This is a genomic window from Paenibacillus sp. FSL F4-0125, from assembly GCF_038008565.1.
In the GTDB taxonomy this organism is placed as follows: domain Bacteria; phylum Bacillota; class Bacilli; order Paenibacillales; family Paenibacillaceae; genus Paenibacillus_AQ.
This window is the reverse complement of the sequence record NZ_JBBOZJ010000001.1, coordinates 390,617-403,662: the sequence shown is the minus strand read 5'-3', so window position 1 is coordinate 403,662 and position 13,046 is coordinate 390,617. Positions and strand designations below refer to the sequence as shown.

The 13,046-nt window shown below is 43.3% G+C and carries 10 protein-coding genes; 3 read left to right on the top strand and 7 right to left on the bottom strand.

Annotated features, from left to right (window positions below; genetic code table 11):
• Nucleotides 1–4 precede the first annotated feature (4 nt).
• The 5 genes from NST74_RS01810 to NST74_RS01790 all read right to left on the bottom strand — a co-directional run bounded on the left by NST74_RS01810 (nucleotide 5) and on the right by NST74_RS01790 (nucleotide 5,593).
• Nucleotides 5–973: a hypothetical protein gene (locus NST74_RS01810; RefSeq protein WP_341110169.1), complete on the bottom strand. Its 969-nt coding sequence runs from the start codon at nucleotides 971–973 to the stop codon at nucleotides 5–7.
• Nucleotides 934–1,599, bottom strand: coding sequence for an RNA polymerase sigma factor (locus tag NST74_RS01805; RefSeq protein WP_249923447.1), 666 nt, complete (start codon nucleotides 1,597–1,599; stop codon nucleotides 934–936). The genes NST74_RS01810 and NST74_RS01805 overlap by 40 nt, the downstream gene beginning before the upstream one ends.
• A gap of 281 nt (nucleotides 1,600–1,880) precedes the next feature.
• Nucleotides 1,881–3,137: an L-lactate MFS transporter gene (locus NST74_RS01800; RefSeq protein WP_341110165.1), complete on the bottom strand. Its 1,257-nt coding sequence runs from the start codon at nucleotides 3,135–3,137 to the stop codon at nucleotides 1,881–1,883.
• A 126-nt stretch (nucleotides 3,138–3,263) separates the two neighbouring features.
• Nucleotides 3,264–3,992 (bottom strand): LytR/AlgR family response regulator transcription factor, encoded by a 729-nt coding sequence (locus NST74_RS01795; protein ID WP_042123554.1) that lies wholly within the window; start codon nucleotides 3,990–3,992, stop codon nucleotides 3,264–3,266.
• Nucleotides 3,989–5,593, bottom strand: a complete 1,605-nt coding sequence (locus tag NST74_RS01790) for a sensor histidine kinase (RefSeq protein WP_341115805.1) — start codon at nucleotides 5,591–5,593, stop codon at nucleotides 3,989–3,991. The genes NST74_RS01795 and NST74_RS01790 overlap by 4 nt, the downstream gene beginning before the upstream one ends.
• Before the next feature lie 261 nt (nucleotides 5,594–5,854).
• Here NST74_RS01790 and NST74_RS01785 point away from each other — a divergent pair, with 261 nt between their 5' ends.
• The gene (locus NST74_RS01785) at nucleotides 5,855–6,370 is read left to right on the top strand and encodes a nucleotidyltransferase family protein (RefSeq protein WP_341115804.1); all 516 of its coding nucleotides are present in this window, start codon (nucleotides 5,855–5,857) and stop codon (nucleotides 6,368–6,370) included.
• A 72-nt stretch (nucleotides 6,371–6,442) separates the two neighbouring features.
• On the opposite strand, the gene NST74_RS01780 is transcribed toward NST74_RS01785, so the two are convergent.
• A complete protein-coding gene (locus NST74_RS01780; protein ID WP_341110164.1) occupies nucleotides 6,443–7,960 on the bottom strand; it encodes a methyl-accepting chemotaxis protein in 1,518 nt (505 codons plus the stop codon).
• Nucleotides 7,961–8,150: 190 nt separating this feature from the next.
• Between NST74_RS01780 and NST74_RS01775 the strand changes: the two genes are divergently transcribed.
• Nucleotides 8,151–9,248, top strand: coding sequence for a GGDEF domain-containing protein (locus tag NST74_RS01775; RefSeq protein WP_341110163.1), 1,098 nt, complete (start codon nucleotides 8,151–8,153; stop codon nucleotides 9,246–9,248).
• 142 nt (nucleotides 9,249–9,390) lie between these two features.
• Here NST74_RS01775 and NST74_RS01770 read toward each other — a convergent pair whose 3' ends face one another.
• Nucleotides 9,391–12,519: an EAL domain-containing protein gene (locus NST74_RS01770; protein ID WP_341110162.1), complete on the bottom strand. Its 3,129-nt coding sequence runs from the start codon at nucleotides 12,517–12,519 to the stop codon at nucleotides 9,391–9,393.
• 290 nt (nucleotides 12,520–12,809) lie between these two features.
• On the opposite strand from NST74_RS01770, the gene NST74_RS01765 reads away from it, so the two are divergent.
• The gene (locus NST74_RS01765) at nucleotides 12,810–12,953 is read left to right on the top strand and encodes a hypothetical protein (protein ID WP_167348483.1); all 144 of its coding nucleotides are present in this window, start codon (nucleotides 12,810–12,812) and stop codon (nucleotides 12,951–12,953) included.
• Nucleotides 12,954–13,046 lie beyond the last annotated feature (93 nt).

Below are 13,046 nucleotides of genomic sequence, written 5' to 3'. Positions count from 1 at the left end.
GGATCTACTTCAACAGCTCCCCAGCCAACTGTAAAAATTGCTCCTTGGTCAGAATCTTATCTCCGTAGCTGGTGAGTGTATAATAAGCATCCTGCTTCTCGTTGTACCAATTCAAATAATCGTAGCTGACCTCTTTCTTTACTACTTTGTTATAGATAACCTCTGTACCTGCCACTACAATCTTATCTGCTTGATTCTCGGGTTCTTGCTCCACAAACACTTTCCCGCCATGCATGATCGTGGCAGAAATACCTATAAAGGCATTGTTCTTCGAATAAATGGCACTGATCCAGCCTGGTTCCGACCATGGTATAGCCTTCAAGAATAAATTACTGTCCCCCTTCTCTTGGCTTGCCTGAGCAGTAAGATCTCGTAGCGTCTCTTTATAAAGGGAGCTTTTCTTATCTGCATCCGTTGTAGGATGATTAGGATTAATAACCCCATATTTAAAAGCATAACCTGATGCCAATGCAGGGAGCATCGGCGCATCTGTCCGTTTGATTTCCTTCAGAAAATCAGAATATGCACCTATCCGCTGCTCTTTATACTTAAATTGCAAATCGGGTCCCAAGCCTTCTGTACCCGCCTTATTGTTCACCAAATAAGCGATCAGCTCACCCGGTTTAGCTAATGTGTCAATCTGCGCAGCATATTTATCATAGGAGGCTACTCCTGCAGAATCATTCGGCGCAACATGCTGAACCTTTACTACGCCTTCACTATTACGAATCTGGATATATTCCGATGCAGCATAAGCTGTCACTGAGATCATCAGGAACAGGGCTAACATACTTGCAATTGCCGTTGTTTTATTCATCGTCTTCAGCGAGAGCGAGAACGATCGCTTTCGATCTGATATGCCACGGATATGTCCCATAACCTTCTCTTCTACATCGATTTCACCCAGAAGTTCATTCCCAGCTGAAGCATAAATTATATCTTGGTATTCATTGCTGATTGGGGTTCGTTCCATGTGATTTCCTCCTCTAAATTCATACCTTCCTGTACCTTCTGCTTGATCCGGTTCATTCTCTTCGTCAGTGCATTCGGACTGACCCCAAGAATTTCGCTGATCTCCGCATAAGTTTTTTCCTCAAACACTCGCAGAATAAGCATATTCCGCTCTTCCAGCGACAACTGCGCTAATGCGGCTGACAATGAGGGATTAAACAACCGATCATCCAGCTCTTGTTCAGGACTTGCAGACATAAATTCAGGCTTGAAGATACTCATGACCCGCTTTTGCAGACGCCGTCTGCGCAGCAGGTTTAAGCAATGATGATACGCGATACGATAGAACCATGCCGAGAAATGCATCTGCGACTTGTATTGAAGGATAGATTGATAGCCTTTTACCAAAATATCCTGAACCGCGTCCTCCGCATCCTGCTTGTTTTCTAACAAACGATAGCAATAGCGGTAGATCGGTGTTTGAAAAGCTCTGACGATAAGAGCATACCGATCGGTATTTCCTTTTTGGATACTATCAATTAACTCTTCCAGCTCCTTGGGGTCTAGCGAATCCTGTGGCGAGAGAAGCACCTCCTTAACCTTTATAACTTCTATAACACTTGAGCGCGGCAAAAAGTGCCTATGCAAATCAAAATAGGAACAAAATTTGACTGTGGTTCGCGCTACATAGAATATGTATTGGACCGAGGAGAACCTATTTTCGAAATATAGATAGTTTTCACGTCCAATTATACACATTTAGGGGCTACTAAGAGCTATGCAGTCCGTTAACTCGTCCAAAGGTACTTTTGGTTTAACACTTTCATTTTCTTAGCCGAACGCTAACGCTAACCGCCAACAAAAAAATGACGTACAACTGTTGTCAGTTGCACGCCATTATTCGAATTATCTAGTTGTCTTTGTTCCCTTTAAGCCGTCCGCTCTGTAGCTTTGAGGCGCAAGGCTTTCTTCTCATTCTCTTTCACTTTCTCCACCGGCGGTTTCAGTGAAATTGCGATGATGCAGGCCAGCAGACACAAGAGACCAAAGATCACGAAAGTAGGTTTAAACCCGCCTAGGAAGACGGCGATGAACGAACCGGAAAGGGCACCGATACCGAAACCTTGATACACGATTCCATAGTTCTTACTGTGGTTCTTAAGTCCAAAGAAGTCACTGACAATCGCCGGAAATACTGTAATGTTACCACCGAAGCAGAACGCAATGGCTGCTACACAAGTGAAGAACAGTCCGAAATTCAGCGTTGCATAGCTAAGGGTCAACATAGCGGCTGCCGTTACAGCAAGTGAAGCACCTACCAGCTTCAACCGGCTCATTTTGTCAGACAAGGCACCCAGGATCAAACGTCCTGCTGTATTAAAGATTGCAATCATCGCTACCGCATTAGCTGCCGTCTGCACATCAAGTCCAGCCAGCTGCACGCCGATGTCTTTTACAATACCGATCAAATACAGGCCACACATACAAGCGGTAAAGAAAATAATGAACAACAGATAAGCTTCTTTTGTACGTAGCATTTCTTTTACCGTGTAGTCTTTTGGTTTAGCGATAGTCGAAGTTGATGCTGCACCCAATGATGCTGCTTGTACTGGAGCTTCTCTGACGAGCAAGGAACCGATTACAATCATGACCATAACAATCATGCCCCAATACATAAATGTATTAGATACACCCACTGAGTCGATCAAGCTGCCATTAATATATTTAAAAATCAAGCTCCCCGTTCCGTAAGCACCCACGGACACACCGGAAATTAAGCCTTTATTATTCGGAAACCATTTAATTAAGTTAGATAATGAAGTGATATAAGCTGTTCCGTCCGCAAAACCAACGATCACGCCAGCCAATACATAGAACATTAGAAGCGAATTCGCCTGAGAGCTAAGAATCAATCCTAGACCAAGCACAATCCCTGCGGTGGCAGTCAACCGGCGAAGCCCGAAACGATCCTGCAATTTCCCTGCGAACAAAGTCGCGAAAGCGAGTGCAAAGCTCGTGATCGAAAACGTAATAGAAACAGAGTTAAGCTCCCATCCGAATTTCGTTACCAGATGTGCATTGAACAAACTCCATGTATAAATGGTACCTAGACCCATCTGCATAATTACTGTTCCTAATACGATAAGCCACCGTTTGGCGTTTTTCTTGTCCATCGTCGAAGTCATGGTCTATTCCTTCTTTCTCTCTCGTTGTCTGCTACAAGAGCTTCTATTGCCTCTTTATTGTAGCTAAATCAGCGGATGCTGAGAGAAATCTGGCATGAGATGACGAAAATGAAGAATGAACTGCATTTATAGGCGCATGATCTGCCTGAATTCTTTGACCTTGCTACGACTTACCGGCACCTCAAAGTCCAAATCATGCAGGCGCAGCAAGTATGTATTGTTGAACCAAGGGATGATCTCCTTGATCTTGGACAGGTTAACGATATAGGAACGATGGCAGCGAAAAAACCGATCCTCGGGCAGTCGATTATAGAAATCGCTGATACTAAGCGCCATACTATACTCCTCACCTTTAGTCATTACGCTCGTACTCTTCTCCTGTGCGGAAGCGTAATAAATATCGTCGGCATTCACTACGATAATCTTTTCATTTTTCCACAGATTTACCTTATCACTGACAGGATTGCGTTCCTCTTCCCCATGTCTTCCGCGAGCAGCAAATGCTCCCTCTAGCTTGTGCAGCATAGCCTTAATTCGAACCTCACTGTAGGGTTTAAGAATATAGTCAAACGCCTCAATCTCAAAGGCCTCAGCGGCATGCTCCTTATAAGCCGTAATAAACACTATATATGGTTTCACCGAGAATCTGCTAATATTCTGAGCCAGCAGCACCCCATCAATTGAGGGAATATTAATATCCAGAAAAATCACATCTACCGTATCACTCTGCAAATATTTTAATGCATCCAGTCCATCTTCAAACTGTGCCGCAATATCGATCCCGCTGTGAGTTTCTATTAAATAAGCCAGCTCCTGTCTTGCCAGCTCTTCATCCTCCACGATGATTGCTCTCATAGGCCCTCCTTTTTGACATCAAAATAAATGTTCGTCCCTTTTTCGAGCCTCTGAATTGTAAGTCCAGTTCCATAGATTAGCTTGACCCGTTGATGTACATTAAACAATCCTATTTTATTCTCCGGCATATCACCGGTATAAACCTTCTCTATCGTTTCTTCGCTGATGCCAGCTCCAGTATCCCGAATGCCTACTCGTACATTATCACCTTGATCTTTCACAGAAATCGTTACGGTTCCCGTTCCTCTTACCTTCAGTATGCCATGTATGATCGCATTCTCTACAAGCGGTTGGATGATCAGACTCGGAATCCGAACTTGTACCTCATCAATATCATACACCACATTAAGCCGGCTTCCGAAACGCGCTTTTTCAATCTCCACATACTGCTGAACCTGCTGCAACTCGCGCTTGATATCAATGAATTCATCCGTCAACTCCAGATTGTATCTCATATAACCGGAGAGATTCACGATCAGCTCACGCGCCTTATCCGGGTTAATCCGAATCGAGGACGCAATCGCGTTCAACGCATTGAACAGAAAGTGTGGGTTAATGCTTGTCTGCAACGCCTTTAGCTCTGCTTTGTTCGCCATTTCTTTAATGCCCTCAACCCGCGATACTTCCATTAGCGTAGAGATCATTTGCGACAAACCTACAGCCATAGCTTGTAGAGAATAAGTGATCTTGTGGGCTCTGGTGTAATAGATTTTGAGCGCTCCCGTCACTTCGCCTTTTTCCTTCAACGGAATAATAATCAGCGATTTAATCTCCGGATTCACATAATCACTATCGTCGTTACGGATCGTAATTTCACCACTGGACAACGTCACTTTAGTTTCTTCACTTATAATTTCATTGGTCGTAGCATAGTCCTCTTCCCCAACACCAACGTAAGCGAGAATGAGTCTTGTATCCGAAATAGCTACAGCGTCTGCACCGATATCTTCTTTGATAATTTGGCAGATGGTACGAAGCGACTCGGGATTAATATTGCGAAAATAGGGCAAGGTCTTATTGGCAATATCCAGTGCCAGCTTGGACTGCTTCGCCGCAATCCGTTCCTTTTCACCTTCCACACTCTGCACTAGCATGACAATCAGACCGACACTAATCTGGCTCATAATCATCGGAAAAGCAATTTTGGACACGATATCCACACCCAGCGACGACGGTTCGGCCATCACTAGAATGAGCAGCATCGTCAGGGCTTCACAGGCCATCCCGGCCAAAATACCGGCCATCCAGCGACGTTCACCAGAAGTGCGGCGGTATATTACCCCTGACACAATCCCTGCGGTAATACTCGTAATCAGACAAGGAAGAGAGGTTACCCCTCCGATATCAATTAGAAAACGGTGAACCCCTGAGATGATGCCTGTTATGAGTCCTACCCATGGCCCGAACAAAATCCCACCAGACACGATGGCGATAATTCGCACATTCACAAGCGAGCCTTCCACATTAATCCCACTGTAGGTACCAAAGATAGCGAATAAACTGAAGATCGTCGTCGCTATGGCAAGCTCCTGCGGGGCGTAGGTTCCTTTTTGAAAAATCTCTTTAAACCGCGGCAGACGAGTCAGCACGAACAGACACATCAGCAGTAGTGCAGCTCTTTCAAATAATTGCAGTAATATCGTAAACGTATATTGCACGGTCTCCGCCTCCAAAGGACTAGATGTCGACTTATTATAAAGATAGTTCATGCCTCTGTCCATTCAGCCTATCCTTTAATACCTCTATTGAAACTCTTGTTGTATGATATGAACAGAATAAAAGCATACATATACGGAGGTGGGCGGTTGCAAAACTTAGAACACGAGGCAGATATCATTCAGCTTGTACAAAATGATCCCTGGATGATGGATATATTAGAAAATGCTAGATCGCTGCAGTTACCTGACTGGTGGGTTTGCGCTGGCTTTGTACGTGCAAAAATTTGGGACACCCTTCATGGCTTCGAAGAACGGACACCTTTGCCAGACGTTGATGTTATTTACTATGACGACAGCAATCTTCAAGAGGAAGTGGAGAAGCAATGGGAGGCGAGACTACGAAGCCTGAATCCTGCTGTTCCCTGGTCTGTTAAAAATGAAGCAAGGATGCATACCGTCAATCAACTCCCGCCTTATATATCAGCTGTAGATGCCATCTCCAAGTTTCCGGAAACTGCCACAGCACTCGGGTTATCCTTAGATGAGAACGGTAAGGTTATCCTAGTCGCTCCACACGGAATTTCGGACGTAATTAATGTAGTATTACGACCTACCCCGCATTTTACAGAGAACCCTAGCTTGCTTCCTATTTATGAACAACGGGTTATTAACAAGAACTGGCAAGCAACTTGGAATCAGCTGCATATTGGCTCTAATTAAAAGCTAGTCTACATTTTATTCAGAATAATAAAAGCAAGCCCCCGTATAAGAGGGCTTGCTTTTGTCGTTTTATTACACCGCTAAATCGATACCTACTACACCAACGACATCTCCCTGACGATTCTTAATCGCTCTGGATAATGTAACACAAGAACGCTTCGTAATCGCTGATACATAAGGCTTCGAAACATACTCACCTTCATTTATGGCCCCATTCCACCAATCCCGCCGCTTGGCATTCAGGAGGCCTGCCGCCGGCTCGGAGTAGATAAAGGTCCCATCCGTCCGATTGGACCAAATGGCTTGCACATCCGGAATTTTCTTAATATAAGAGGTCAAAACACCTTGATGAACTTCAGTATCCGGCGAGAACAGCTCTTCCTTCACTGAAATATTCTCCAATAGACTCTGCATTTCCTGAAGCCGGGCTGCATATTGGCTCATCTCGATTTCTTCTCGGCCTGCTATGCCAGTAACCGATTGCTGCAACGATTGCGACTCCGCTAACAGATTGGCGCTGACTTCGTTCAGCTGACCGATCTGGTTCCGCTGCCGTGTCACCTGTTCCAGCGTAAGATCCACATTGGCAATCGTCTCATTCACGATAGCCACCGCCCCGCTCAGCTCCGTTGTCACTTCTACAATCAGCTTGCCCTGCTTCGCGGCAGCATCGATGGTTTCCGTTACGGCGCTGCCAACTTCATCTACTCTCGACGCGATATCATCGAGTCGCAGCTTCACAGTGCCGACCTCGTTCACCCCGCGCTCCACTGAAGCTTGCTCTTTCGTAACGGATTCCAGCACTTGCTGTACTCCGTTATTAATGTCGAGCAAGATGCCAGAGGAACGGTCTACCGAGCTCTTACTTTGATCTGCTAGCTGCCGGATCCGGCTAGCCACCACTGCAAATCCGCGGCCTTGTTCACCTGCGCGTGCCGCTTCAATGGAAGCATTCAGCGCGAGTAAAGAGGTTTCATCCACAATACTGTTAATAAGCGTATTGATCTCTTCCACCATCGCGATATGGTTACTCAAGGTAGTAAACTTAGCCAACATGTCCCCGCTCTGCATCTGCAGGTCCTTCATCACAGCATCTGCAATGCTCAAGGAATCAACCATGGTTGTCATGCCCTGACGGGCGTATTTCATATTTGATCCCAGTCTCTCCGTTAACTCTTCGATATGTGAAGTAACTGATGCTACTCCATCCATTGTCTGATAAGCGCCTTCAATATTAGCTTTAGCCTCGTTACTGCGAATCCGCAAATCCATCTCATATTCGTGTGAATAATCAGCTGTCCGCTGCAACTCTTCTGTATGACGGCTAATTTCTTCGAGTGCACCATGCAGTCGGTCCGAAGTAACTACAATCTCATTACCAAGGAGCTCCACTTTACTCTTAGATTCCTTCAGCAGCAATTCTTTACGATAACCATAGCGGGACAAATTCAGTACGACCCAGCCTAGAGAAGCCATAAGCAGAATGATTACCAGCTTATGAATCCAGAACATGTCTATCAACAAACTGTAAACACTGACAAGGAGCAACAGGACGACTACAAAAATCTGGCTTCGACGAATCTGCATCATTATTCCCACTCCACTCGATTGATGTTATGTATTCTAACATTATATCAGCAGAGTTAATTAAAGGAAATACTTTCTATAGTATTCCTTTTCGGACAATTATCCCAAGAGCACTTCATTCATTCGCCGAGAGGGAATCCGTTACTATTGTCGAATATATAAGCATATTGCCACTGGAAAAGAGGAACATATTATGCATGCTACATCTCACACTCCTCGTCAGACCCATTGGAATCGCGTGCTTCTCAATGCATTCTGGATCATCCTGATTGTGGATCTATGTATTCATTTTTTGGTTTCTCTATGCTTATGGGGCAAACACCCGGACACCACCCTAACCATGGGCAATTATATAATACAGTCGGTGATTCCTAACTCCATCATAGTGACTTTGATCATTATTCTTGAATGTGTCTATAGATGGAGACCCCTATGGTCTGAGCTAACGATTACAGTGGCGAGCCATATATTTGCACTTCTGATTATCATCAATCTCAGCAATGAACTATATATGATTTCATTAATTATGCTAATGCCACTGCATATATCCATGATCTATATGAAGAAAAGCTATATGATAGCCACTTCTGCCATATGTCTACTGTACACGATCGTTTTATTTATCAAGACCTTGAGTCAAGGGTACATACCGATCACACAAACTATCATTATTGCACTTATTTTTGCAGGTACTGCTCTAGCAGGCTTCGCAGTCATCGGTCGCGGGCGTGATTTGATGCGATCCCTGGAGAACTCGGTAAAGTCAGAACAGGATTTACGCATTCAGAATATAATCATGGACCGACTATCTAAGATTGATCCTCTAACTGATCTTTATAATCATAAAACGTTTCACGAATACTTGGGATGGCTGATCGATCATCAGCAGAGTAATCCATTTCCCATGCAGCTAGCTGTTATGGATATCGATAATTTCAAAAAAGTAAATGACACCTATGGACACTCCGTTGGAGATATCGTATTGCAAAAGGTCGCCGCGATCCTCCTCGAGCATGTCGGTCCCGATGATTTCGCCGCCCGCTACGGCGGAGAAGAATTTGTCGTCATTCTGACTGCTAAAACCATTGATCATTCTCATGAGATTATGAAGCATATCCTAACAACCATCTCTGATACCCCTTTTGCGGAAATGGACGGAAAAAGCGTAACCGTCAGTATCGGTATGCATGATTTTACAGGTACTGATTCCAAAAATTCTACGTTTCAGAAAGCAGATGATGCACTTTACGAGGCTAAGAACACAGGGAAGAACAAAATCGTAATCAGCTAAAGACTGAACACAAGCAAAAACGCCTTCGACGTCCCTAATGGACGGTAAGCGTTTATGCGAGAAATATATAGATTTGAACAAATAAGCCCACGGATATTTTCATGGGCTTGTTTGTGTTCCTCTATAAGTGTGAATCTAACAGCTATATTCCATAGTGCCTCTGTGTTTCCAAAAGCTCTACTACTGCCTGCTTTGGTACAGGTCTGCTAATCAGGTAGCCTTGAACTTTGTCGCAGCCTATCAACTTGAGGAAATCCATCTGACTAACCTCTTCTACCCCCTCCGCTACAACCTCTAGTCCCATATTATGCCCCAGCTGTATAATCAACTGCACAAAAGACTTGCTGTTAGCTTCTTCTTCTGAGAGCGAATCAATAAAGGTTTTATCCATCTTGAGTGTTGAAATCGGCAATTGCTGCAAATAACTAAGGGACGAATACCCCGTTCCGAAATCATCCAAGGCGATACTGATGCCCTTAGATTTTAGGAACCGCAGATTACCCAAGATACTCTCATTAAATGATTTCATGAAAATAGACTCCGTAATTTCCAACTCAAGACAGCTTGGCTTTAAACCACTTACAGCCAGACTATCCTGTACCCTCTCGATAAAATCGTTCTGGAATAGCTGAATAATCGAAATGTTAACCGATATTTTATAAGGAACACCTGTACGATCTTGAATGCCTTTCATAAAGACGCAAGATTCTCGAAGCACCCATTCACCAATATCGATGATCAGTCTGGAATCCTCAGCAATTTTTATAAATGAAAGCGGAGATACAGAGCCAAGCGTTGGACTATTCCAACGAATTAGGGCTTCAAAGCCTGAAATGAATCCGGACTGAATATCCAGCTGTGGCTGATAGTACACTTCAAACTCATTATTGTACATAGCACTGCGCAAATGCTTCTCTATATTCATTCGTTCATTAAACGCTGTATGCATCGATTTGTCATAGACTACATAAGTTCCCTTACCATCCTCTTTGGCACGATACATCGCCACATCTGCATTGCTCAGAATTTGTTCGGCCGTCTCCCCATCCTCTGGATAAAAAGAAATTCCAACGCTTAGCGAAACATATAGATTACTCTCTCCTATCACAAAGGACTGTCTGAACGATCTCATAATACGCTCTGCTAGGTTCAATACATCCTCACGGTCTTCTGTATCCTTAATAAAAATTACAAATTCATCACCACCTAGCCGTGAGAGCATATCTCCTTCTTGCATCAATGACTGCAATCTCTTACTAGCCTTCTGAATGAGTACATCCCCGGATTTATGACCCAATGTGTCGTTGATGTATTTAAAATTATCTGAATCTAGAAATAATAGTGCAAATTTTCCGCCCGGACGCTGTAGGTATTTCTCCATCGACTCCAGAAGACATAAACGGTTAGGCAAATTGCTAAGCTCATCCACATAAGCCAGACGATGTATATATTTCTGATTGTCTAGAAGCATATTATATTGCACTTGAAGCTCCTGTTGAGTGGTCGCAAGCTGCTCATAGGTCGCCTCAAGTTCTTGGTAGCTGTTGCTTAGTTTAAGCTCAGCCTGCTTCCGCTCGCTGATATCAATCAAGGAGCCCATGAATAACAGAACTTTATCCCTTGGATTAAGGGTAGCCTTGCCTCTGACTTCAAACCATACAATTTGATTATCTTTGGTAAGCATCCGAAATTCCGTTTCGAAAATAGATGTAATACCTTTCAAGTGATCTCGTTTAATCTTAAGGGTTGAAGCAAGGTCATCGGGATGAACAATACTTAACGCTCCATCTTCAAACGAGTTGATTTCATCCTTCGTGTAGCCAATGAATTCATACCATCGATCTGATAAATTAAAACGTCTCGCCTCCAAATCAAACTCCCACATATATGCACCAGAACCTTCTGAGGTAAGCCGGAAACGTCGTTCACTGATTTGGAGCTTATTAAACTGTTCCTGCAGATCGACCTCTGTCGCTGACAACTCTTCATAAGTAGCTTCTAGTTCCTCATAACTCAGCTGCAGATTTAGCTCATTCTGTTTACGTTCATCGATATCCACACCAACAAGTACAAAGATATCGCCCGCCTGCTTATCTAGCCCTTTTAATAAAGTTGTCCGGAATGAGAAATAGCGCGCTTCAGGTGATTGATCTGGAAGTTTAATTTCTATGTTGCTAACATATTCGAGCCGTATTGCCCGTTCCAGCAGCTCCCGGAAAATAGCAGCACTACCCTTCAGACCATCAATATCATCAAGATTTACGCCCAGTACCTCTTTCTCTCTTAAACCTGTCATCCGCTCAGCGAACTTGTTAAACCGGACTACTATTTTATCTGCCTGTATCGCCCAGACCACCATGCCGCTATGCTCTATAACATCCTCAAAAAATTGATGCTCCGAATAAACAGCACGCCGTAAACGATTTATATACAATTTAAGCAGGATTAAACTAAGAATAAGCAGACAGAATAGAACGATTATTCCGTTAGCTATTCTCTTGTGGATCATACCTTTATAATAATCAGAATGAACGTAGAAATAGTTCTGGTACAATTCTTCATAAGCACCCGAATGTTGCAATTCGTTCAATCTCTCGTTAATATAAGAAACCAACTCCGGTGTGGATTTACTGACTGCAAATGCTACATCCCTGGGGTAGAGATCGCTCAATTCCTTTATAATATCCTTCGTCTCCCCCTGTTCATCGAGCAGATAATCGACAACCCCTTGATTCTCAAATAGAAGGTCGATCTCTCCTTTTTCAAGAGCCTTTAAAGCCTCAGGAACCGTTGCATATTCTACGTAATCATTAATCCCTAATTTCCCGTTTAGTACCGTCTCCGAATACTGCCCGTTTCCTAGACCTATCTTATATCGTTCTAGTGTTTTTAAATTAATCTCACCCTCAAGCCCTCGCCTTGCGTAGATGGAAATATAGCTTTTGAAAACAGTGTCTGAAAATAGCACCTCTTGCTTTCGTTTTTCTGTAATTACCATTAGACCCGCAGTCTCGATATCTCCCTGAACCAGCCGACTATACACATTCTCCAACTTCCCTGTACTATAGTGGACGTCGTAATCCTGCTTCTCAAAGATCAAACTACTCAATTCAATATCAAAACCGGTCATGTACCCATCTTTCTCATATTTATAAGGTGGATATCCCAACTCTACTTGATATTCTATCTCCTTTCTTTCGGCGTGAATGGCAGTAGGAGGTAAGAGCATAAATAGAATGCTAATCAGAAGCAACAGTTTACCCTGCTTCATCGCTCATCCCCCTTTTTACTGATTTTACAGTAATAACCTAAATAATATTCGACAAAATATGGCAATATCCCTGCTATTCACGTCCATGTCACACAATATACGCAAATCCTATCGATGACCCTTCCCTTTGTAAATTATATAAAATTACGGATGCTACATTTTTATATTGCTTTTTAGATGGAAAATGTGGATAATAGCAATAACGAAATAAGTTGATAATGATTATCATTATTAAAGAAGCTATTGATTTCACTTTACTATATTCAAGTTAAAAAGGAGACTGATCACCCATGAACGTTACCTCTACCCGAACAACACTACAGGTTGACGATTATCTGGATCTGCTCAATCTTGCCGTTAAAGTTGGAGATTTAAAATGGCAAAAAGAAATTAAATCCAGATTGCAATACATCCTCTGTCTGCCGACAAGATAGCCCTTCTGAATATTCGCCGCATTCCTTTTAGGGAATGCGGCTATTTTTGCTGGTATAACTCGCGGACATGTAAGAATAGGAAGATCCCCGGGT

Bases quoted from the DNA above. Each gene is read 5' to 3' on its own strand.
- NST74_RS01775 (WP_341110163.1), top strand. From the start codon at position 8,151: ATGCATGCTACATCTCACACTCCTCGTCAGACCCATTGGAATCGCGTG.
- NST74_RS01810 (WP_341110169.1), bottom strand. From the start codon at position 973: ATGGAACGAACCCCAATCAGCAATGAATACCAAGATATAATTTATGCT.
- NST74_RS01780 (WP_341110164.1), bottom strand. From the start codon at position 7,960: ATGATGCAGATTCGTCGAAGCCAGATTTTTGTAGTCGTCCTGTTGCTC.
- NST74_RS01800 (WP_341110165.1), bottom strand. From the start codon at position 3,137: ATGACTTCGACGATGGACAAGAAAAACGCCAAACGGTGGCTTATCGTA.
- NST74_RS01790 (WP_341115805.1), bottom strand. From the start codon at position 5,593: ATGTGTCTGTTCGTGCTGACTCGTCTGCCGCGGTTTAAAGAGATTTTT.
- NST74_RS01770 (WP_341110162.1), bottom strand. From the start codon at position 12,519: ATGAAGCAGGGTAAACTGTTGCTTCTGATTAGCATTCTATTTATGCTC.
- NST74_RS01795 (WP_042123554.1), bottom strand. From the start codon at position 3,992: ATGAGAGCAATCATCGTGGAGGATGAAGAGCTGGCAAGACAGGAGCTG.
- NST74_RS01785 (WP_341115804.1), top strand. From the start codon at position 5,855: ATGATGGATATATTAGAAAATGCTAGATCGCTGCAGTTACCTGACTGG.
- NST74_RS01765 (WP_167348483.1), top strand. From the start codon at position 12,810: ATGAACGTTACCTCTACCCGAACAACACTACAGGTTGACGATTATCTG.